At 72.1% G+C, this 18,467-nt stretch carries 17 protein-coding genes and 1 tRNA gene; 8 read left to right on the top strand and 10 right to left on the bottom strand.

Features of this window, described 5'->3' with window-relative positions; genetic code table 11:
- Positions 1–241 precede the first annotated feature (241 nt).
- Genes ACIP5M_RS35200 through ACIP5M_RS35190 form a run of 3 tightly spaced genes read left to right on the top strand, consistent with a single transcriptional unit; the run spans position 242 to position 3,071 of the window.
- Positions 242–1,354, top strand: a complete 1,113-nt coding sequence (locus ACIP5M_RS35200; RefSeq protein ID WP_401204964.1) for an aliphatic sulfonate ABC transporter substrate-binding protein — start codon at positions 242–244, stop codon at positions 1,352–1,354.
- 36 nt (positions 1,355–1,390) lie between these two features.
- Entirely contained in the window at positions 1,391–2,188 is a 798-nt protein-coding gene (locus ACIP5M_RS35195) for an ABC transporter ATP-binding protein (protein ID WP_401204961.1), read from the top strand.
- Positions 2,175–3,071 (top strand): ABC transporter permease, encoded by an 897-nt coding sequence (locus ACIP5M_RS35190; RefSeq protein WP_401204958.1) that lies wholly within the window; start codon positions 2,175–2,177, stop codon positions 3,069–3,071. Before ACIP5M_RS35195 ends, ACIP5M_RS35190 begins: the two co-directional genes overlap by 14 nt.
- Positions 3,072–3,221: 150 nt before the next feature.
- Here ACIP5M_RS35190 and ACIP5M_RS35185 read toward each other — a convergent pair whose 3' ends face one another.
- Complete coding sequence (locus ACIP5M_RS35185) at positions 3,222–3,809, bottom strand: helix-turn-helix domain-containing protein (RefSeq protein WP_401204955.1); 588 nt, start codon at positions 3,807–3,809, stop codon at positions 3,222–3,224.
- Positions 3,810–4,016: 207 nt separating this feature from the next.
- On the opposite strand from ACIP5M_RS35185, the gene ACIP5M_RS35180 reads away from it, so the two are divergent.
- The 3 genes from ACIP5M_RS35180 to ACIP5M_RS35170 all read left to right on the top strand — a co-directional run bounded on the left by ACIP5M_RS35180 (position 4,017) and on the right by ACIP5M_RS35170 (position 7,438).
- A complete protein-coding gene (locus tag ACIP5M_RS35180; protein ID WP_401204953.1) occupies positions 4,017–5,147 on the top strand; it encodes an aryl-sulfate sulfotransferase in 1,131 nt (376 codons plus the stop codon).
- Positions 5,144–6,478, top strand: coding sequence for a uracil-xanthine permease family protein (locus tag ACIP5M_RS35175; RefSeq protein ID WP_401204951.1), 1,335 nt, complete (start codon positions 5,144–5,146; stop codon positions 6,476–6,478). The genes ACIP5M_RS35180 and ACIP5M_RS35175 overlap by 4 nt, the downstream gene beginning before the upstream one ends.
- Before the next feature lie 153 nt (positions 6,479–6,631).
- Positions 6,632–7,438, top strand: coding sequence for a DUF2182 domain-containing protein (locus ACIP5M_RS35170; protein ID WP_401204949.1), 807 nt, complete (start codon positions 6,632–6,634; stop codon positions 7,436–7,438).
- Positions 7,439–7,639: 201 nt separating this feature from the next.
- Here ACIP5M_RS35170 and ACIP5M_RS35165 read toward each other — a convergent pair whose 3' ends face one another.
- Both ACIP5M_RS35165 and ACIP5M_RS35160 read right to left on the bottom strand, forming a co-directional pair.
- Complete coding sequence (locus tag ACIP5M_RS35165) at positions 7,640–8,263, bottom strand: DUF1326 domain-containing protein (RefSeq protein WP_401204946.1); 624 nt, start codon at positions 8,261–8,263, stop codon at positions 7,640–7,642.
- Positions 8,264–8,716: 453 nt separating this feature from the next.
- A tRNA-Pro gene (locus ACIP5M_RS35160) sits at positions 8,717–8,793 on the bottom strand.
- 108 nt (positions 8,794–8,901) lie between these two features.
- On the opposite strand from ACIP5M_RS35160, the gene ACIP5M_RS35155 reads away from it, so the two are divergent.
- Complete coding sequence (locus ACIP5M_RS35155; protein ID WP_401204944.1) at positions 8,902–9,381, top strand: DUF309 domain-containing protein; 480 nt, start codon at positions 8,902–8,904, stop codon at positions 9,379–9,381.
- A 206-nt stretch (positions 9,382–9,587) separates the two neighbouring features.
- On the opposite strand, the gene ACIP5M_RS35150 is transcribed toward ACIP5M_RS35155, so the two are convergent.
- From ACIP5M_RS35150 to ACIP5M_RS35135, 4 genes are read right to left on the bottom strand one after another with little or no spacing between them, the layout of a single operon-like run.
- Positions 9,588–9,980: a VOC family protein gene (locus ACIP5M_RS35150; RefSeq protein ID WP_401204941.1), complete on the bottom strand. Its 393-nt coding sequence runs from the start codon at positions 9,978–9,980 to the stop codon at positions 9,588–9,590.
- A 5-nt stretch (positions 9,981–9,985) separates the two neighbouring features.
- Positions 9,986–10,615, bottom strand: coding sequence for a lactate utilization protein C (locus ACIP5M_RS35145; RefSeq protein ID WP_401204938.1), 630 nt, complete (start codon positions 10,613–10,615; stop codon positions 9,986–9,988).
- Entirely contained in the window at positions 10,612–12,090 is a 1,479-nt protein-coding gene (locus tag ACIP5M_RS35140; protein WP_401204935.1) for a lactate utilization protein B, read from the bottom strand. Before ACIP5M_RS35140 ends, ACIP5M_RS35145 begins: the two co-directional genes overlap by 4 nt.
- A 19-nt stretch (positions 12,091–12,109) precedes the next feature.
- A complete protein-coding gene (locus ACIP5M_RS35135) occupies positions 12,110–12,865 on the bottom strand; it encodes a (Fe-S)-binding protein (RefSeq protein WP_401204932.1) in 756 nt (251 codons plus the stop codon).
- Positions 12,866–12,883: 18 nt separating this feature from the next.
- Here ACIP5M_RS35135 and cobF point away from each other — a divergent pair, with 18 nt between their 5' ends.
- A complete protein-coding gene (gene cobF / locus ACIP5M_RS35130) occupies positions 12,884–13,636 on the top strand; it encodes a precorrin-6A synthase (deacetylating) (protein WP_382638560.1) in 753 nt (250 codons plus the stop codon).
- Between the two features lie 18 nt (positions 13,637–13,654).
- Here the strand turns inward: cobF and ACIP5M_RS35125 are convergent, their stop codons facing one another.
- The 3 genes from ACIP5M_RS35125 to ACIP5M_RS35115 form a co-directional block, all read right to left on the bottom strand.
- Positions 13,655–14,836, bottom strand: coding sequence for an aminotransferase class V-fold PLP-dependent enzyme (locus tag ACIP5M_RS35125; protein ID WP_401204930.1), 1,182 nt, complete (start codon positions 14,834–14,836; stop codon positions 13,655–13,657).
- Positions 14,837–14,960: 124 nt separating this feature from the next.
- Entirely contained in the window at positions 14,961–16,634 is a 1,674-nt protein-coding gene (locus tag ACIP5M_RS35120; RefSeq protein WP_401204928.1) for an endo-1,3-alpha-glucanase family glycosylhydrolase, read from the bottom strand.
- Between the two features lie 226 nt (positions 16,635–16,860).
- On the bottom strand, positions 16,861–18,276 hold the full coding sequence (locus ACIP5M_RS35115) for a family 2B encapsulin nanocompartment shell protein (protein WP_401204925.1): 1,416 nt from the start codon (positions 18,274–18,276) through the stop codon (positions 16,861–16,863).
- Positions 18,277–18,467: the final 191 nt, after the last annotated feature.

Raw genomic sequence — 18,467 nt, 5'->3', positions numbered from 1 at the left:
CCGACCTCTCCGCCCCACATCTCCTTCGTGGGCGGCGTGCCAGGTGCACGGCGGTTCTGCCTCCGTCCCGCGGCATCCGCGACACCTTTCCACGGCAGCCTGCACCAGCAAACCCGCCCATCACCGATGGCCGGCAGCGGGTGCCGCGTACGCCTACTGCCTCACGTCGCGCGTCTCCGTACCTCTTCACCTCTTCACCTCTTCACCTCTTCGAACGCCCAACCCGTGAAAGGACACCTCCGTGTCTGCCGCAAGACCGCTCACCATCCTGCGTACCATCGCCGTCACAGCGACGCTCCCCCTTCTGCTCACGGCCTGCGGCTACGGTTCCGAGGCGAAGAAGGAAGACGACAAGCCGGCGAACGCGGCCGCCACCGGCGGCAAGAAGCTCTCCGCCTCCGAGGTCCGGATCGGGTACTTCCCGAACCTGACGCACGCCACCGCGCTGGTCGGCCTCCAGGAGGGCCTGATCCAGAAGGAACTGGGCGGCACCACGATCAAGCCGCAGTCCTTCAACGCCGGCCCGTCCGAGATCGAGGCCCTCAACGGCGGCTCTCTCGACATCGGCTTCATCGGCCCCTCGCCGTCGATCAACGGCTACGTGAAGTCCAAGGGCTCCAACCTGCGGATCATCTCCGGCTCCGCCTCCGGCGGCGTCAAGCTGGTCGTGAACCCGGACAAGATCAAGACCCTGGACGACCTCAAGGGCAAGAAGATCGCCACCCCGCAGAAGGGGAACACGCAGGACGTCGCGTTCCTCAACTGGATCGCCGAGAAGGGCTGGACGGTCGACGCGGAGTCCGGCAAGGGTGACGTCTCCGTCGTCCGTACGGACAACAAGGTCACCCCGGACGCCTTCAAGCAGGGCTCGATCGACGGCGCCTGGGTGCCCGAGCCCACGGCCTCCAAGCTGGTCTCCGAGGGCGGCTCCGTCCTCCTCGACGAGACCACCCTGTGGCCCGACAAGAAGTTCGTGATCACGAACGTCATCGTGTCGCAGAAGTTCCTCAAGGAACACCCCGACGTGGTCGAGGCCGTCCTGGCGGGCACGGTCAAGACCAACGAGTGGATCAACGCCAACCCGGACAAGGCGAAGGCCTCCGCGAACGCCAAGCTGGCGGCGGAAGGCGGCAAGCCGCTCGACGCGAAGGTCATCGACCCTGCGTGGTCGAGCATCCTCGTCACCGACGACCCGCTGGCCACGACGCTGAAGGCGCAGGCCGACTACGCGGTCAAGGCCAAGCTCATCGAGCAGCCCGACCTGGCCGGCATCTACGACCTGACGCTCCTGAACAAGGTCCTGAAGGCCGCCGGCAAGCCCGAGGTCTCCGACGCCGGTCTCGGCGCCAAGTAAGTCCGCACGTCGGAAAGTCCCCAGGAGGTGACGACCATGGCCACCACGCTCGCCAAGGCTGCCGAGGGCACCGCCGCAGCAACTGCGGAGCACGCCGCCCGTATCGCGCACGTCTCGAAGTCCTTCGCGGGTCCGGCCGGTACGCAGCTCGTCCTGGACGACATCAGCCTCGATGTCGCACCGGGAGAGTTCGTCACCATCCTGGGGGCCTCGGGGTGTGGCAAGTCCACCCTGCTGAACCTGGTCGCGGGCCTGGACAAGCCGTCCGCGGGGTCCATCGAGACCCCCGGCGGCCGTCCGGCGCTCATGTTCCAGGAACACGCCCTCTTCCCGTGGCTGACCGCGGGCAAGAACATCGAACTGGCCCTGCGTCTGCGCGGAGTGGCCAAGGCCGACCGCAAGCCGGAGGCCGAGCGGCTGCTGGAGCTGGTCCGCCTCGGCGGCGCGTACGGCAAGCGCGTGCACGAGCTGTCCGGCGGCATGCGCCAGCGCGTGGCCCTGGCCCGGGCGCTCGCCCAGGACAGCCGGCTGCTACTGATGGACGAACCGTTCGCCGCCCTCGACGCCATCACGCGTGACGTACTGCACGGCGAACTCACCCGCATCTGGGCCGAGACGGGCCTCTCCGTCCTCTTCGTCACCCACAACGTCCGCGAGGCGGTGCGGCTCGCCGAGCGCGTCGTCCTGCTCTCCTCACGGCCCGGCCGGGTCGCCAAGGAATGGACCGTGGACATCCCGCAGCCGCGCCGCATCGAGGACGCGGACGTCGCGGAGCTGTCCCTTGAGATCACTGAACACCTGCGTGGGGAGATCCGCCGCCATGGCCGGCACTGACACCACCCCGAAGGCGGCCTCCACGGCGGACGACCTCTCCGGCCTTGAGGCCGGGCTGGACGCCCTCGACGCCGTCGAGGTCCGCCGTGCGCCGGTCCAGGAGATCATCGTCAGGAAGGTGGTGCCGCCGGTCCTGGCCATCGCCGTGGTCCTGGCCGTATGGCACGTACTCGTCTCGCTGAAGGTCACCGCGGAGACCAAGCTGCCGTCTCTGTCCGCGGTCTGGGACAGCCTGTCCCAGATGTGGATACAGGGCACGCTGCTCGAGGTCATCTGGACCTCCGTGTCCCGCGGTCTGCTCGGCTTCCTGCTGGCCCTGGCGATCGGCACCCCCCTGGGTCTTCTGGTCGCCCGGGTCACGTTCGTCCGGGCGGCGATCGGCCCGATCCTCTCCGGTCTGCAATCCCTGCCGTCGGTGGCCTGGGTGCCGCCGGCCGTGCTCTGGTTCGGCCTGAACGACGCGATGATGTACACGGTCATCCTGCTGGGCGCCGTCCCGTCCATCGCCAACGGCCTCGTGTCGGGCGTGGACCAGGTACCGCCGCTGTTCCTGCGGGCGGGGCGCACACTCGGCGCCACCGGAATCAGGGGTATCCGGCACGTCGTCATCCCGGCCGCCCTGCCCGGCTACCTGGCAGGCCTGAAGCAGGGCTGGGCGTTCTCCTGGCGCTCGCTGATGGCCGCCGAGATCATCGCCAGCTCCCCCGACCTGGGTCTGGGTCTCGGCCAGCTCCTGGAGAACGGCCGCAACAACATCGACCTGCCGGGCGTGTTCCTCGCGATCATCCTGATCCTGATCGTCGGCATCGCGATCGACCTGCTGATCTTCAGCCCGGTCGAGCGGTGGGTGCTGCGCAGCCGCGGCCTGCTGCTCACGAACTGAACGAAGAATCGCGCTGGGGACGGGATACCACGCCGTCCCCGGCGCACGCGCACCTGCCGGCACCACAGCACCGGCTCCGCGGAGGCATCAGCCCGCGGAGCCGGTGCTGCTGCATGCGAACGTGCGAAAGCCGGCGGCACGGCCTCCACCTCAGCGGTGCGGGTCGGCGGTGGCTTCGATGTGCTCGGCTACGGCGACGAGCAACACCCGGGTGCCGGGGGTGGTGGCCCGCCAGCAGTGACGGACGCCGCCGGACAGGTAGAGCGTGTCGCCGCGGCCCAGCCGGTGGACCTGCCCCTCGGCCTCGACCTCCGCGGCGCCGTCGGCGACGTACATCAGCTCGTCGTTCCGGTGCCGGAATTCGCGCCGGCCGTCGTGATCACCGGTGAACTCCAAGGCGTGCAGCTGGTGATGGCCCCGTACGAGGGGGCGTACGCGGCTCGCCTCGCCGCCCACCCCCTCGCCGGCGGACGCGAGGCCGGGGTCGTCCTCGGCCCGTACGACATCCACCCGACGCGGGTTCTCGGAGGCGGCGAGCAACTGCACGGCGGTCGTGTCGAGTGCGTCCGCGACGAGCTGCAGGGAGCGCATGCTGGGCCGGGCGCGGTCGTTCTCGATCTGACTCAGGAACGGTACGGACAAGCCCGTTCTGGCGGCGATGTCGGCGAGGGTGAGGTCCAGTGCGCGCCTGCGCCTTCGGACACCGGGGCCCACTCGCGGCCCGCTTGCCTCGCCCATGATCCCTCCGACCTCCACGCTTCGTTCTGCCCGCACCCTAACGCGGGCCGGCGGCCGGCGACTGCGCCGCCGGCACCTCGGCACGCGGCAGCGAGCGATTTCGTACTGCCGTCACATCGCCGACACACCAGCCTCCTAGCATCTAAATCACTTGAACGGGTCAAAGAAAGTTTGACCACGAACCGCCTCATATAGTTAGGGACACCCATGCCTCCCGTTGACCAGAACGCCCGCCGCCGACGGGGCACCGGCCTGATCGCGATCGACACCGCGGCCGCCTTCCCCGGATACACCTTGTTCGCCCCGCTCACGGGCACCGGCGAGGTCTACCTGATCGACCTGCACGGCCACGTCGTCCACGAATGGCGGTTCCCGTACCGCCCCGGCCGCCACGCCCGCCTGCTCGACAACGGCAACCTCGCCTACAACGGCGTGCTTCCGGACGAGCCCGCCCTCTTCCCCATGTGGCACAAGTACCGGGGCGGCATCATGCTCGAAGCCGCGCCCGACGGCACGGTCCTGCGGGAGTACCGCGACCCGCTGCAGCACCACGACGCCCACCACCTCGGCGACGGCCGCATCCTGTACACCGCCCTGGAGCCCCTGCGCGGCAGCGAGGCGGCGGGCGTGCGCGGCGGGGTCGAGGGTTCGGAGGCCGAGGGCGGCACCGTCTGGGCCGACACCATCAAGGAAGTCGATGCGGACGGCAACGTGCTCTGGTCCTGGCGGGCCGCCGAGCACCTGGACCGCGACGCGTACGCCCTCCACCCCGACTACGCCCGCGAGCACTGGCCGCTGATCAACAGCGTGACGCCGCTCGCCGACGGCAACATCCTGGCCAGCCTGCGCAGCGTCTCCGCGGTCGTCGTCATCAGCCGGGAGACCGGCGAAATCCTGTGGCGCACCGCGCCGGGCGTGGTCTCCCAGCAGCACGCGCCCACCGAGCTGCCGAGCGGCAACTTCCTGGTCTTCGACAACGGCGTCTTCCGGCCCGGTTGGGACGTGCCGTTCTCCCGGGTCATCGAGGTCGACCGGGCGAGCGGTGCGATCGCGTGGGAGTACCACGACCCGGCGCGCGAGTCGTTCTTCGCGCCGTTCATGGGCAGCGCGCAGCGGCTGCCGAACGGCAACACCCTGGTCACGGACTCGCCGTCGGGCCGGCTCTTCGAAGTGACGGCGGAGGGCTATCTGTGCTGGGAGTACGTGGTCCCGTACTTCGGCGCCTACCGTGAGTCCGAGGTGCGGGAGCTCTTCCCGGCCGAGCCGAACGCCGTCTTCCGTTCGTATCGTTACGGCCCCGAGGAGCTGCCGTGGCTGGATGCCGGGGTACGGCCATGAGAACGTCCGCCGGGACGCCCGCGGCTCCGGGAACACGTGCCGCCGTCCACCCCGTCGACGAGCGGCTGCCCCTGCGGCGGCTCGCGCCGCTCTCCGCCCAGCACGTCCTCGCCATGATCGCGGCGCCGGTCTCCACCGCGTTCCTGACCGCCGACGCACTGGGGCTCTCAGGCGAGCGCACCGCCTCGCTCCTCAGCGCCACCCTGGTGCTGTGCGGCATCGGCGCGCTGCTGCAGTCCTTCGGGAGGTTCCGGGTCGGCGCCCGGCTGCCGTTCGTCATGCTGCCCGGAGGAGCCGCGACCGCTATCTTCCTGCAGGTCGCGGCCGAGCACGGACCGGCGACCGCAAGCGGTGCGGTACTGCTCGCGGCGGCGCTGCTGCTGGCCGTCCTGCCGCTCTACGCGCGGATCGTACGGCTCTTCCCGCCGCTGGTCATGGGCGTCACCGTGCTGCTGATCGGGGTCGCCATGGTGCGCGTCGCCGCGCAGCTGATCACCGGGCCGGGTGGCGGCCGGCCCGCCGCACCCTCCGCGGTCGCCCTCGCCGGGCTGACCGTCGGCTGCACGCTCGCCGCGTACGTGCTGTTGCGCGGCGTGTGGCGGCAGATGGCGGTGCTGATCGGCATGGCCGCGGGCACGGCGATCGCGGCCGCCTCCGGGCTGGGCGCGTTCAGGCCGGCGCAGGGATCGGGGCTCGCGCTCCCGCACCCCTTTCCGTACGGGACCCCCCACCTCGACGTCCTCGCCGCACTGCCTCTGCTGATCTTCAGTCTGGCCTCGCTCGCCGAGGCGACCGGGCAGACGGTCCTCAACAGCGAGACCGTGGGTCGTACGCCGGACCCCGGACGTGACGTGCCTCGCGTCGTCCGTGCGGACGCCGTGGTCTCCCTGCTGGGCGGTGTGTTCGGCACCTCCCTGCTGGTGACCAGCTCGGAGAACATCGGCATCGGCAAGCTGACCGGTGTGCGCAGCCGGTTCGTCACGGCGGGCGCGGGCGCGCTGCTCATCGCCGCCGGGCTGCTGGCGCCGGTCTCCCGGCTGCTGGCGGGCATCCCGGCGCCCGTCGTCGCGGGCTCCGCGCTGGTGGTGTACGCGGTGATCGCGGTGATGGGCGTGGAAATGCTGCGCCGGGTCGACCTCGCAGACCGTACGAACTCCATGGTCGTGGCCGTCGCGCTGGCCGCGGGGCTGCTGCCGGTCGTCTCCCCGGGGCTGTACGACGGCTTCCCCGGCTGGGTGCGTACGGTGCTGGGCAGCGGGGTGGTCGCCGGCACCCTCACCGCGGTGGTGCTGAACACGGTGTTCCGGTGGGCACGAGGCTCACGCACGTGAGGTTGCCGGGCAGGGGAACCTGTCCATCAGCGGCGGCATGAGCATGTGCTCGGCGACAGCGGGGCCGGTGAAGTCGAAGATCCTCGCACCGGGGCGCGCTGGCGCGCGCGGGCGACGGTGTGCTGTCCTGGGAGTGCCTTCCAGGGAGGCTCCATGCGTACCGTCACCGTGGAGAAGCAGCCGCTGCGACCCGGGGTGCTGATGCCCGCGAGGGATCTGGCGGTGGCGTGGGGCCTGATCGCGGTGATCGCGGCGCTGGCCTGGGTGATCACGCTCGGCCAGGCCGCGGACATGGGGATCGGGCCGGGCACGAGGGGGATGCCGCTTCCGCTGTTCGTGCCGCTGTGGCTGGCGATGATGGCGGCGATGATGCTGCCTTCGGTGGCCCCGGTGGCGGTGACCTGGGCCAAGGGCATCGCCCGGCAGTCCAGCGGGATGACGAGGGCGGTGCGGACCACCGAGTTCCTCGGCGGGTACCTGCTGGCGTGGACGGCGTTCGGGCTGGTGGCGTACGGCGGGCTGGTGCTCACCGGAGCCCTGGTCGACCGCGACCCGCAGGCCGGGCAGTGGATCGGTGCGGCGGCCTTCGCCCTGGCGGGGTTGTACCAGCTGGGGCCGCTGAAGTACGTGTGCCTGCGGCACTGCCGCAACCCGATGACCCAGCTGGTGCGGTACGCGGCCTTCCGGCGGCCGGTGCGCGACATGCGGGTGGGGCTGCACCACGGCGGGTACTGCGTGGGCTGCTGCTGGGCGCTGATGGTGGTGCTGGTGCCGCTCGGGGTGATGAACGTGCCGGCGATGGCCGCGATCGCAGTGCTGATCTTCCTGGAGAAGCTGTGGCGGCGCGGCCCGCTGACGGCCCGGGTGATGGGCGTGGCGTTCCTGGTGCTGGCCGTGCTGGCGCCCTTCCAGGACTGGCTGCTGCCGGGACTGACCCCGAGCGGGATGACGACGATGTGATGCTGGAGAAGCCGGCGCTGGATACGCGGAACGGAACCGCGTGGTTGACCGCCGCCCTGACCCAGGTGACGGCGGGGCGGTACCGGCGGGAACAGGGGCGGAGGAGGCCTTGGGGCCTGTCGTCAAACTCCCGTCTGCCCCGCGACGCCGGGAGTTTGACGACAGGCCCTGGCGGCCTCCTCCGCGGTGTGGCGGCACGGTTCATACGCGTCCCTTGGGCGCCCCCGCCGCCGGCTCGCTGCTGAAGACGAAGTCGGCCTTCTCGCCGTAGGCCGGTTCGAAGTCCAGGCCGAAGGCGGACGAGGTGCCGCTCGTACGGCCGATCCCGTACTCGGGGGCGAAGCCGAACATCGCGTTCTTGACCGTGGTCGGCGTGTCGTCGGGGCCGAGCAGCGGCTCGTACGTGAGCTGGGTGTGCCCGGCGACGTTCGCGCCCGGCCTTTCACCGTCGGTGAGCGAGACCTCGCCGCGTTCGGTGCCTGCGAATTCGCCGATGAACTGCGTCAGTTCCCCCAGCATTCCGCCCTCGCTGCCGGAGAGGATCCGGCCGAGCGCGTCGGCCTGCTGGTCGCTGGCGCCGCTGTCGATGACGACCCCGACCTTCCAGTCGCCGGCCGTCAGGTGGGAGGGGAAGTGGTTGTAGAAGGCGAAGTCGACCCCGGAGAGGTCGGTGTCGTCCAACCGCCCGTCGGCGATGTGGAACACCGCCACGCCCCGGCACTCGGTGCCGCCCTGCGCATCCCTCGGCTGGGCGTCGACGCTGCAGCCGCACATCACGGCACACGAGCACCCGGCGAGGTACTGCCCTGAAATGGTGTACGTCATGGGACCGGTCTCCTCTCGCTCGAGGACCCCGCCATCCGGCTCTTCCGGACGGCGTCGGGGGCTGGCTGGGTCGGTGGTGAGCGGGAGGTGGGCATGGTGATGGGCTCCGCTCCGCGGGATCGGTCGGGGAGCGCCGGTACCTTTCACGCTAGGCGTGCTCGATGGGGTCTGTAAACCGTCCGCAGCCGTCGACCCGCGCCACCTGCCCCGGCCCACCGAGGCCCTCCGGGGCTACGGCACGGTCTCGTCATCAGGGGGCTCGGGGGCATGCGCAAAGGGGACGCCCTCGGCCTGCACCGGAACGACGTCCACCTGACGGAAGGCGTCGCATACGTGCGTCTCCGCCATCGACGACAACCGCCTCGTTCACCGGACTCGTCTTCTCATGGCTCCGGACGCACGAAAGGCCGTCCTCTCATGGATGAGAGAACGGCCTCCGACCTGCTCAATGCATGGTCGGGACGACAGGATTTGAACCTGCGACCCCTTGACCCCCAGTCAAGTGCGCTACCAAGCTGCGCCACGTCCCGTTGTGCGTTTGATCTGGGGTTTCCCCCGTCCCGGCGGCACATGCAGAACATTACCCCACGTCGAGGGGTGCGCATGCACCGGTTTCCGTCGGGAGGGAGGATGGGCGGGTGAACGCACGGGATCGGGACGTTGAGGGGCGGGCGCGCAGTGCGCGGCCGCGGGACGGGCTGGGGCGGCCGTTGCCGTACGGAGTGCCGGGAGTGGAGCGGCAGCCCGAGGGAGTGGTGCGGTCGGGGGTCGAGACCGTGCGGGAGGCGCAGCGGCTGCTGGATGCCGGGATGCCGTTCCACGCGCACGAAGTGTTCGAGGACGCCTGGAAGTCCGGGCCCGAGGGCGAGGCACCGCTCTGGCGGGGGCTGGCGCAGCTGGCGGTCGGGCTGACGCACTCCGCGCGCGGGAATTCCGTCGGCGGGGCGCGGCTGCTGCGGCGGGGGGCCGCCGGGGTCGAGGGGCTGCGGGGGGAGACGTACGGGATCGACCTGCCGGGCCTGGTGCGGTGGGCGCGGGAGCTGGCCGGCCGGGTGGAGGCCGGCGGCCCGGCCGTCGACGCCGCGCGGGAGGCGCCGCGGCTGGGCGGGGACGGCTAGGGGGTGTCTTACGGATCAGGCCGGATGAGGGAGCGGTGGCTGGTGCCGTGCATCGCAAGGCGGACGAGGGAGTCGACGCGGAGCGTCGGCGAGTGAGGACAACGCGGCGAGGCGCGGTGCCAGACACCGCGAGCCCGGCCTGATCCGTAAGACACCCCCTAGCCGCCGGCGGCTCGGCGTGGTCGGCGAGACGGCCCCCCGAGCGCTCAGCCGGCGGGCTGGAGCAGGTCCCAGCGGTTTCCGTACAGGTCCTCGAAGACCGCAACGGAGCCGTACGGCTCGTGGCGCGGCTCCTCCAGGAAGCGGACGCCCTCGGCGGTCATGCGGGCGTGGTCGCGGGCGAAGTCGTCGGTGTACAGGAAGAAGCCGACGCGGCCGCCCGTCTGGTCGCCGACGCGGGAGCGCTGGGCCCCGTCCTTCGCTCGGGCCAGGAGCAGTGCGGATTCCTTGGCGCCGGACGGGCGGACCACGACCCAGCGGGAGCCGTCCGGGCGGGCGGTGTCCTCGGCCAGGTCGAAGCCGAGGGCGCGGGTGTAGAAGTCGATGGCCTCGTCGTAGTCGTGGACCACGAGGGCGGTGAGGGCGATGTGGGAGGGCATGGCCCCTATTGTGCGCCGACGAGGATCACTTCAAGGGTGCGGGGGCCGTGCACGCCCTCCACCCGGTCGAGTTCGATGTCGCTGGTGGCGGAGGGCCCGGAGATCCACGTCAGGGGGCGGACGGGGTCGAGGCGTTCGAGTGCCTGCGGGACCGAGTCGACCACCTGGTCGGGTACGCGGACCACGCAGATGTGGTGGTCGGGGATGAGGGTGATGCGGCGGCGGCCCTGGTCGGGGGCGCCGTCGAGGACGATCGTGCCGGTCTCGGCGATGGCCAGGGCGCAGCCGGTGACCACGCTGTCGACACCGTCCAGCCGGTGCGGGGTGGAGGCCGCCTCGTCGGGGACGCGGACCGGGCCGGCGGCGGAGAGCCAGTGCGGGGGCAGGCCGGGCGGGACGAGGACCGTCGCGGAGCCGGCGAGGAGCCGCGCCAGGAGCCGGGGGAGGTCGTCCTCGGTGGTGCGGTGGACCTTCGCCCGGTACTCGGTGAGGTGGGCGGCCAGCAGCTCCGACCGCTCCCGCGCGGTGCGGGCGGCGCCGTGGACCCGGAGGTAGTCACGGGGGATCCGCGGGTCGGGGTCGCCGTCGGGCACGGCGCGGCGGATCCGGGACAGGATGCGGTCCTTGGCGGTCACTGCGAGGTCTCCCGTTCGCGGGTGGCCCACCAGTCGCGGAAGGACCGCTCCGGGAGGGGTGGCAGGTCGCGGGTGTCGGTCCAGGCCCGGCCCGGGCCGGGCAGCCTGCGGGGTGCCAGGCGGCGGGCGCGGGCCAGCAGCCGCTCCCCCGCGCGCAGCGCCCCCGGGCGGTCCAGCAGCAGCCGGGCGGCGCGCATCGCGGCCCGTTCGGCGGTGTGTCCGTGCGCCGGGCGGATGCGTACGCGGATGCCGTCGCGGGTCACCGGACCGCCCTGGACCACCCGTTCCCGCAGGTGGACGAGGACCTCGGGGATGTCGATGGCGACCGGGCAGACCTCGTAGCAGGCACCGCACAGGGTGGAGGCGTAGGGCAGCGAGGCGTCGATCTCGCTGCCGGTGCCACGCAGTTGGGGGCTGAGGATGGCGCCGATGGGGCCCGGGTAGACGGATCCGTAGGCGTGGCCGCCGGCGCGCTCGTAGACCGGGCAGACGTTGAGGCAGGCGGAGCAGCGGATGCAGCGCAGGGCCTGGCGGCCCACCTCGTCGGCGAGGGTGTCGGTGCGGCCGTTGTCGAGGAGGACGAGGTGGAAGGCGGACGGCCCGTCGCCATCGGAGGTACCCGTCCACATGGTCGTGTACGGGTTCATCCGCTCGGCCGTGGAGGAGCGCGGCAGCGTCTGCAGGAAGATCTCCAGGTCCCGGAAGGTCGGCACGACCTTTTCGATGCCGACCACCGAGATCAGGGTCTCGGGCAGGGTCAGGCACATGCGGCCGTTGCCCTCGGACTCGAAGACGACCATCGTGCCCGTCTCGGCGACCATGAAGTTGGCCCCGGACACGGCGACTTTGGCCCGCAGGAACTTCTCCCGCAGGTGCAGGCGGGCGGCTTCGGCCAGTTCGCGGGGGTCGTCGCCCAGCCCGTCCGGCGCCGGGCGGCCCCAATCACCCATCTCCGCACGGAAGATGTCGCGGATCTCGGCCCGGTTGCGGTGGATGGCCGGGACCAGGATGTGGGAGGGCCGGTCGTGGCCGAGCTGGACGATGAGCTCGGCGAGGTCGGTCTCGTAGGCGGCGATCCCGGCCGCCTCCAGCGCCTCGTTGAGGCCGATCTCCTGGGTGGCCATGGACTTGACCTTGACGACTTCCCGTTCGCCGGTGGCGCGCACGAGGTCCGTCACGATGCGGTTGGCCTCACCGGCGTCGGCCGCCCAGTGGACGGTGCCGCCGGCCGCCGTCACGGATGCCTCCAACTGCAGCAGGTAGCGGTCGAGATGGCGCAGGGTGTGGTCCTTGACCGCCTTGCCGGCGGCGCGCAGCCGGTCCCAGTCCTCCAGTTCGGCGACGGCGCGGGCCCGCTTGTCGCGGATGGTGTGCGTGGCGTGCCGCAGGTTGGCGCGCAGCACGTCGTCCCGTACGGCCTCCCGCGCGGCGGAGGGGAAGGCGGGCATGCCGAGGTGGGTGGCCGTATCCGTCATCGCCAGGGCTCCTTCTCCGTCATCGCCAGGGCTCCTTCTCCGTCGCGGCCAGGATCTCGGCGAGGTGCAGGGTGCGCAGCGGGGCGCCGGCCCGGCGCAGCAGGCCGTCGAGGTGGGCGAGGCAGGAGTTGTCGGCGCCGCACAGCACCTGTGCGCCCGTCGCGGCCGCGCTGCCGATCTTGTCGGTGCCCATGGCGGCGGATACGTCGGGGTTCTTGACGGCGAAGGTGCCGCCGAAGCCGCAGCACTCCTCGGCTCCGGGCAGTTCGACGAGGTCCAGGCCCTTGACGGCGGCCAGCAGCCGCCGCGGCCGGTCCCCCAGCCCGAGCCCGCGCAGGCCGTGGCAGGAGGGGTGGTAGGTGACGGTGTGCGGGAAGTACGCGCCCACGTCCGTCACCCCGAGCACGTCGACCAGGAACTCGGTCAGCTCGTACACCCGCGGGGCCAGCGAGCGGGCGGCGTCGGCGAGCTCCTCGCCCCGGCCCTCCGCGGCCGCCCTGCGGCCGATGCGCGGGTAGTGCTCGCGGATCATGGCGGCGCAGGAGCCGGAGGGGGTGACCACGTACGCGTGGCCGGCGAAGGCCTGCGCCGTGCGCCGCACCAGCGGTTCCGCCTCGTGCCGGTAGCCCGTGTTGTACTGCGGCTGGCCGCAGCAGCTCTGGGCCGCCGGGAAGTCCACGGTGACCCCGAGGCGCTCCAGGAGGCGTACGACGGCGATGCCCGTGCGAGGGTACAGCGCGTCGTTGACGCAGGTGACGAACAGGGCGACGCGCATGACGGGCAGAATAGCCGCGTGAAGAAGTTCTCAGTGATCGGCATAGGCGCGGGCGACCCGGACCACCTGACCCTCCAGGCGGTCAAGGCGATCGGCGCGGCGGACGCATTCCTCATCCTGGAGAAGGGCGAGGAGAAGGCGGATCTGACCGGGCTGCGGCGCGCGATGCTCGACGAGCACGCCCGCCCCGGCCACCGGCTGGTGGAGGGCCGCGACCCGGACCGGGACCGGACCCCCGCCGACTACACCCCCACCGTGGACGGCTGGCGCAGCGCGCGGGCCGAGCTCTTCGAGCGGTTCATCGCCGAGGACCTGGCGGAGGGCGAGACCGGGGCGTTCCTGGTGTGGGGCGACCCCTCGCTGTACGACTCCACCCTCGCGATCCTCGACGAGGTGCTGGAGCGCGGCCGGGTGGCCTTCGAGCACGAGGTCGTCCCCGGCATCAGCAGCGTCTCGGCGCTGCTGGCGCGGCACCGGACCAACCTGAACCGGGTCGGGCGGCCGGTCCAGATCACCACCGGGCGGCGGCTGGCCGAGGGCTGGCCGGACGACGTGGACGACGTGGTGGTGATGCTGGACGCGCGGCACGCCTTCACCGCCCACCTGGACCAGGACCTCTTCATCTACTGGGGGGCCTACGTGGGCACCCCGGACGAGATCCTGGTCTCGGGCAAGCTCGCGGAGGTCTCCGGGCGGATCGAGGAGCTGCGGACCGAGGCCCGCGCCCGCAAGGGCTGGATCATGGACACGTACCTGCTCCGGCGCGGCTGACCGGGCCGGCCGCGCGCCTCACCCCAGGAAGCGCGGCAGGGCGGCGGCGAGGCGCTCGTACTCCTCGGGCCGGTTGTAGATCTGCCCGCAGACCCGGATGCCGCCGCCGCCCGGCCAGGGCCAGATCAGCACCCGGACGCGCTGCCGCGCCGCGATCTCCTCGCGCAGTGCCCGGGCGGCTTCCCTGGTCTCGGCGACGCCGGGCGGCAGGCGCAGGGTGCGCATGGCGAGCCCGGCGGTGTACGGGAGCCCGGTCAGTCCGGGCACGCGGGACAGCAGCGCGGCGCCGTACGCGGCGAGGGCGCTGTTGTGGCCCCGTACCCGGTCGGCGCCGAGGCGGTCCAGGAGGTCCAGGCCCTCGGGGGCGGCGAGCCAGCCGGTGTAGTCGGCTGTGGCGCGGTACTCGACGGAGCGGGGGAACCCGTGCTCGTCCTCCCAGGACGGAACGAGGGCCCGGATCCGGTGGCGGTGCTGCGGGGCCACGGCGAGGATCGCGGTGCCGGACGGGGCGTAGCCCCATTTGTGGAGGTTGCCGAACCAGAAGTCGGGGCCGCCGGCGAGGGGGTCGGCGAGCATGCCGGGGGCGTGCGCCCCGTCGACGACGGTGATGACGCCGCGTTCGCGCAGGTCGGCGAGGAGCCGGGGTCCGGCGATGAGCCGGGCTGTGGGCGAGCTGACGTGGTCGAGTACGGCCACGCGGGTACGGGGCGTCAGCGCCGCCAGCACGGTTTCCCGTACGGCGTCCTCGTCGGGCAGGTGGGGGTCCAGGGCGACGGTGGTGACCGTGGCGCGGCGGGCGGCGGCCGCGACGACGGTGCCGTAGCCGTGGTCGGTGACCAGGATCTCGTCGCCGTCGGCGAAGGGGACGGCGTCGAGGGCGAGGTTGGCGCCCTCGGTGGCGTTGGAGATGAAGGCGAGGCCCTCGGGGTCGGCGCCGAGGTGCGCGGCGATCCGGGCGCGGGCCCGGGCGAGCCGGTCGGAGACGGTGAGGAAGAAGGCGTCGGGATCGGCGTGCGCCTCGGCGCGCAGCGCCGCCTGGGCCTCCTCGACGGGTACGGGTACCGCGCCGAAGGAGCCGTGGTTGAGGTGGGCGACCCGGGGGTCGAGGCGGAAGAGTTCCGGCCCGCCGGGGAACGCGGCCGGGTGGGCGCCGGGGTACGCGCCCGGCGAACCGGCGGGGCGCATCGGCTGTGTGGTCAAGGGTCCTCCGTGGTTGCGGCACGGTCGTCGCCCGGATCATCTCCCGCCGCGGCCGGCGGCACCAGGGGATTCCAGGCGCCCCGGGCCCGGCCGTGATCCGCCGGCAAGATCCGAAAGAGACGGCCTAGTCGCGGCCGCTGGTGGCCGCGTAGTACTGGAGGTCCTGGACCTCGACCGTGTGGTCCACCGGGTACGGGAGCTCCACCTCCGCCCGGGTCTTCCCGTCCCGCACCACCCGCGCCGAGACGGAGCCCGGCTTCAGCGGCAGCAGCTCGGAGTGGATCCCGGCGGGGGCCCCGTGGGCGGCCTCGGCCGGTCCGACGGCCGTACGGACGGTTCCGGGCCCGGTCAGGAAGCTGAGCACCTCCACCGTGTCCCGGGGGGCGGCGCTGCCCTTGCGCACCGACATGAGCAGTGACTGGCGGCCCGTCGGGTCGGCGCCGGCGAACTGGGTGCGCGCCGTGAGGTACAGCGTGTCGCGGACGATCTCCGGCCAGCTGCCCGTCTTGAACCTGGTCAGGTAGTACGAGGTCAGGTCGAGGTAGGCGTGGCCGTTGTGCAGGGAGGGCGCGAACTGGCTGCCCTCGGAGTAGTCGTTCCAGGTGGTGAGCTGCACCCAGTCGGCACGGTCCTCGATGGCATGGGTCCATGTGGAGCGCAGGGTCGCGGTGTTGCCGGCCTCGTCGTAGATGCCCTGGTTGGGGCGGGCGTCCTGGACGGAGACGGGCTGCATCCAGATCTTGCCCAGGTCGTGCGCGCGCCTGACGTCGCGGGTGCTGCTCTCCTGGCCGACGTAGCTGCGGCTGCCCCACTCGGAGAATCCGTAACTGATGGGGGCGAACTCGCCTTGGTGCGCGCCGAAGTCCAGGAAGAGCGGGACGAAGGCGGTGCGGATCCCGTGCCGGGACGCGAGGAGCTCCATGACCTCGGTCCACCAGGCGGCGCTCTTCTCCTCCGCCTTGAAGGGCGAGACGACGAGCCGGCCGTCGGGGAGCCGGTGGGCGGCCGGGGCGTCGCCGAGGGTCGCGAGGGCGTCGGCGAGGACGCGCGGGTCGTCGGTCTTCAGCGAGGTCATGTCCGGCATCAGCATGATCTTGAAGGCCGGGTCCACCGCGTGGGCGGCGGCCATCAGCAGGTGGGAGCGGTCCCAGTTCTTGCCGGAGAGGGAGAGCATGTCGAGGGTGAAACCGTCGATGCCGGCGGCGCGGGCGGTGCGCACCTCCTGCTGGAGGTTGGCGTACTCCCAGTCGCCGGTCTTCGGCCGTACGGGCAGCGGCCGGTCGCGCAGCAGGCCGCCGTATCGCTCGTGCTTGCCGCTCTCCCCGTTCGGGTCGAGGTAGTGCCGGGTGTAGTAGTCCCCGTCCGCGCTCGCGTTGTCGAGGGAGAGGGGGTACGGGGTGAAGTAGTGGGCGAACACCAGCTTCCTGCCCGCCGCGCCGGAGCGCAGGGCGGCCGGGGCGGGCATGTCGAACGGCAGGGCGGCGGCGGGGCGTTCGGCTCCGGAGTCGACGGCGCCCTGGGGGTTGCCCTTGGCGGCCGCGCCCCGGGTGGGCGAGGGGCTCTGCACGGGCTGCTGCGGGGTGGCGGGACCGGAGGCGCCGGGGGTGGGGCCGCCGGCCGGTCCGGTGGACCGGGGTGCCCCGACGACCGGGGCCGAGCCGCCGTGCGCGGAGGGCGCACTGAAGGGGTCCCAGGCGATGGCGGTGGCCGCGCCGGCACCGACGAGGAGGAAGACGGAGAGCAGCAGGGCCGGCAGCGGCCGACCGCCCCTAAAGCCCCGTCTGCGCCGGTGCGACACGGGGCGGCTCGCCGGCCGCCGCGCCCGCCGGTGTGATCGCGGGTCCGGTCGCAGGTCCGATCGCCGGTCCGCTGTCATTCTGGGCCCCTCCCGCATATGCCCCACGGCGGGGCTGCACAGCAGTACAGCCCATCACCGGCCTCCGGACAACCGTCGCCGGGCCCGCGCCCCGGACACGTACGTCACCGAGACGAAGGGAAATACGCCGGGCAGGACGGGGAGGCGGTCAGTCGCGCGTGGAGGCGATCTCGGCGTTCTCCAGGATCCCGATGGCGTCCGGTACGAGGATCGCCGTGGAGTGGTAGGAGCTCACCAGGTAGGACATGACCGACTTCTGGTCGATGCCCATGCAGCGGACGTTGAGGCCCGGTTCGATCTGCTCGGGGATGACGGCCGGGCGCAGACCGACGACCCCTTCGTTCTCCTCGCCGGTGCGCAGGGCCAGGACGGAGCTGGTGTGGCCGCCGGTGACCGGGATCTTCCCGCAGGGCAGGAGGGGGACGCCGCGCCAGGACGGCACCTGCTTGCCGTGCACGTCGACGGTGTCGAGGGAGAGGCCGCGCTTGTTGCACTCGCGCAGGAAGGCGGCGAGGGCCTTGGGGTGGGCGAGGAAGAACCTGGTGCCGCGGCGCATGCTGAGCAGGTCGTCCATGTCATCGGGGGTGGGCGGGCCGGACCGGGTGCTGATGCGTTGCCCGTAGTCGGCGTTGTGGAGCAGACCGAAGTCGCGGTTGTTGAGGAGTTCGGACTCCTCACGTTCGCGCATCGCCTGGACGGTCAGGCGCAGTTGCTGTTCGAACTGGTTCATGGGGTCGTTGTAGAGGTCGGCCACCCGGGTGTGGATCCGGAGCACCGTCTGGGCGAGGCTCAACTCGTACTCGCGCGGCCGCAGTTCGTAGTCGACGAAGGTGGCAGGGAGCACGGCCTCGCCCTCGTGGCCGGAGGAGAGCTCGATGTCGGCCTCGCCGCGCCGGTTGACGGGCCGGCGGCCGTTGTCGACGTACTGCTCCAGATGGGCTCGCAGGCTCGCCCAGCGCCCCAGCACCTCCTGGAAGGAGCTCCACCTCAGCACCATGACGGTGCCCGCGGTGGCGGCCCGGACGGCGTAGCCCCAGCGCGGGTCCGTGTGGCCGAGGGCGTCGTCGCCGAGCTGGTCGCCGTCGGCGACGACGCCGAGGAGTTCGGTCCCGCCGTACTTGCCCTCCGCGCGTTTCTCGAAACGGCCGTGGGCGATGACGAAGACCTCGTCGACGGGGGCGCCGGCCTCCACGAGGGCGTCGCCGGCGCGCAGGTCGCGCTTGACGAAGCGCAGCGCCAGCTCGTCGAGCACGGCACTGTCGGCGTAGCCCCTGAGGGCGGGGAGCTCGGTGAGGGTGGGGGCGAGGACGCGTACGTCGTCCGCGCCGGTCTGGACGAAGGAGACCCGGCCCCGGCCGACGGCGTGGGTGAGCCGGCGGTTGACGCGGTAGGTGCCGGCGCCGAGGTGCACCCAGGGCAGCATGCGCAGCAGCCAGCGCGAGCTGATGCCCTGCATCTGGGGGACGGACTTGGTGGTCGTCGCCAGATTCCGGGCCGCTGCGGTGCTCAGGCTGAGCTGCCGTTCGTCGGCGGAGTCCGGGGGCGGCGGCGCTTGTGAGGTCATGCGGGTTCCTCCCTGCGTCGGTCCACTAGGGCCTGTCGTCACACTCCCGTCGGCGCCCGGTTCGCGGGGCAGACGGGAGTTTGACGACAGGCCCTAGGGGTGTCTTACGGATCAGGCCGGATGAGGGAGCGGTGGCTGGTGCCGTGCATCGCAAGGCGGACGAGGGAGTCGACGCGGAGCGTCGGCGAGTG

It is taken from the genome of Streptomyces sp. NPDC088762, assembly GCF_044750905.1.
GTDB lineage: Bacteria > Actinomycetota > Actinomycetes > Streptomycetales > Streptomycetaceae > Streptomyces.
Note: the sequence above shows the minus strand (reverse complement) of the source record. Positions and strands in the feature narration are given on the sequence as shown.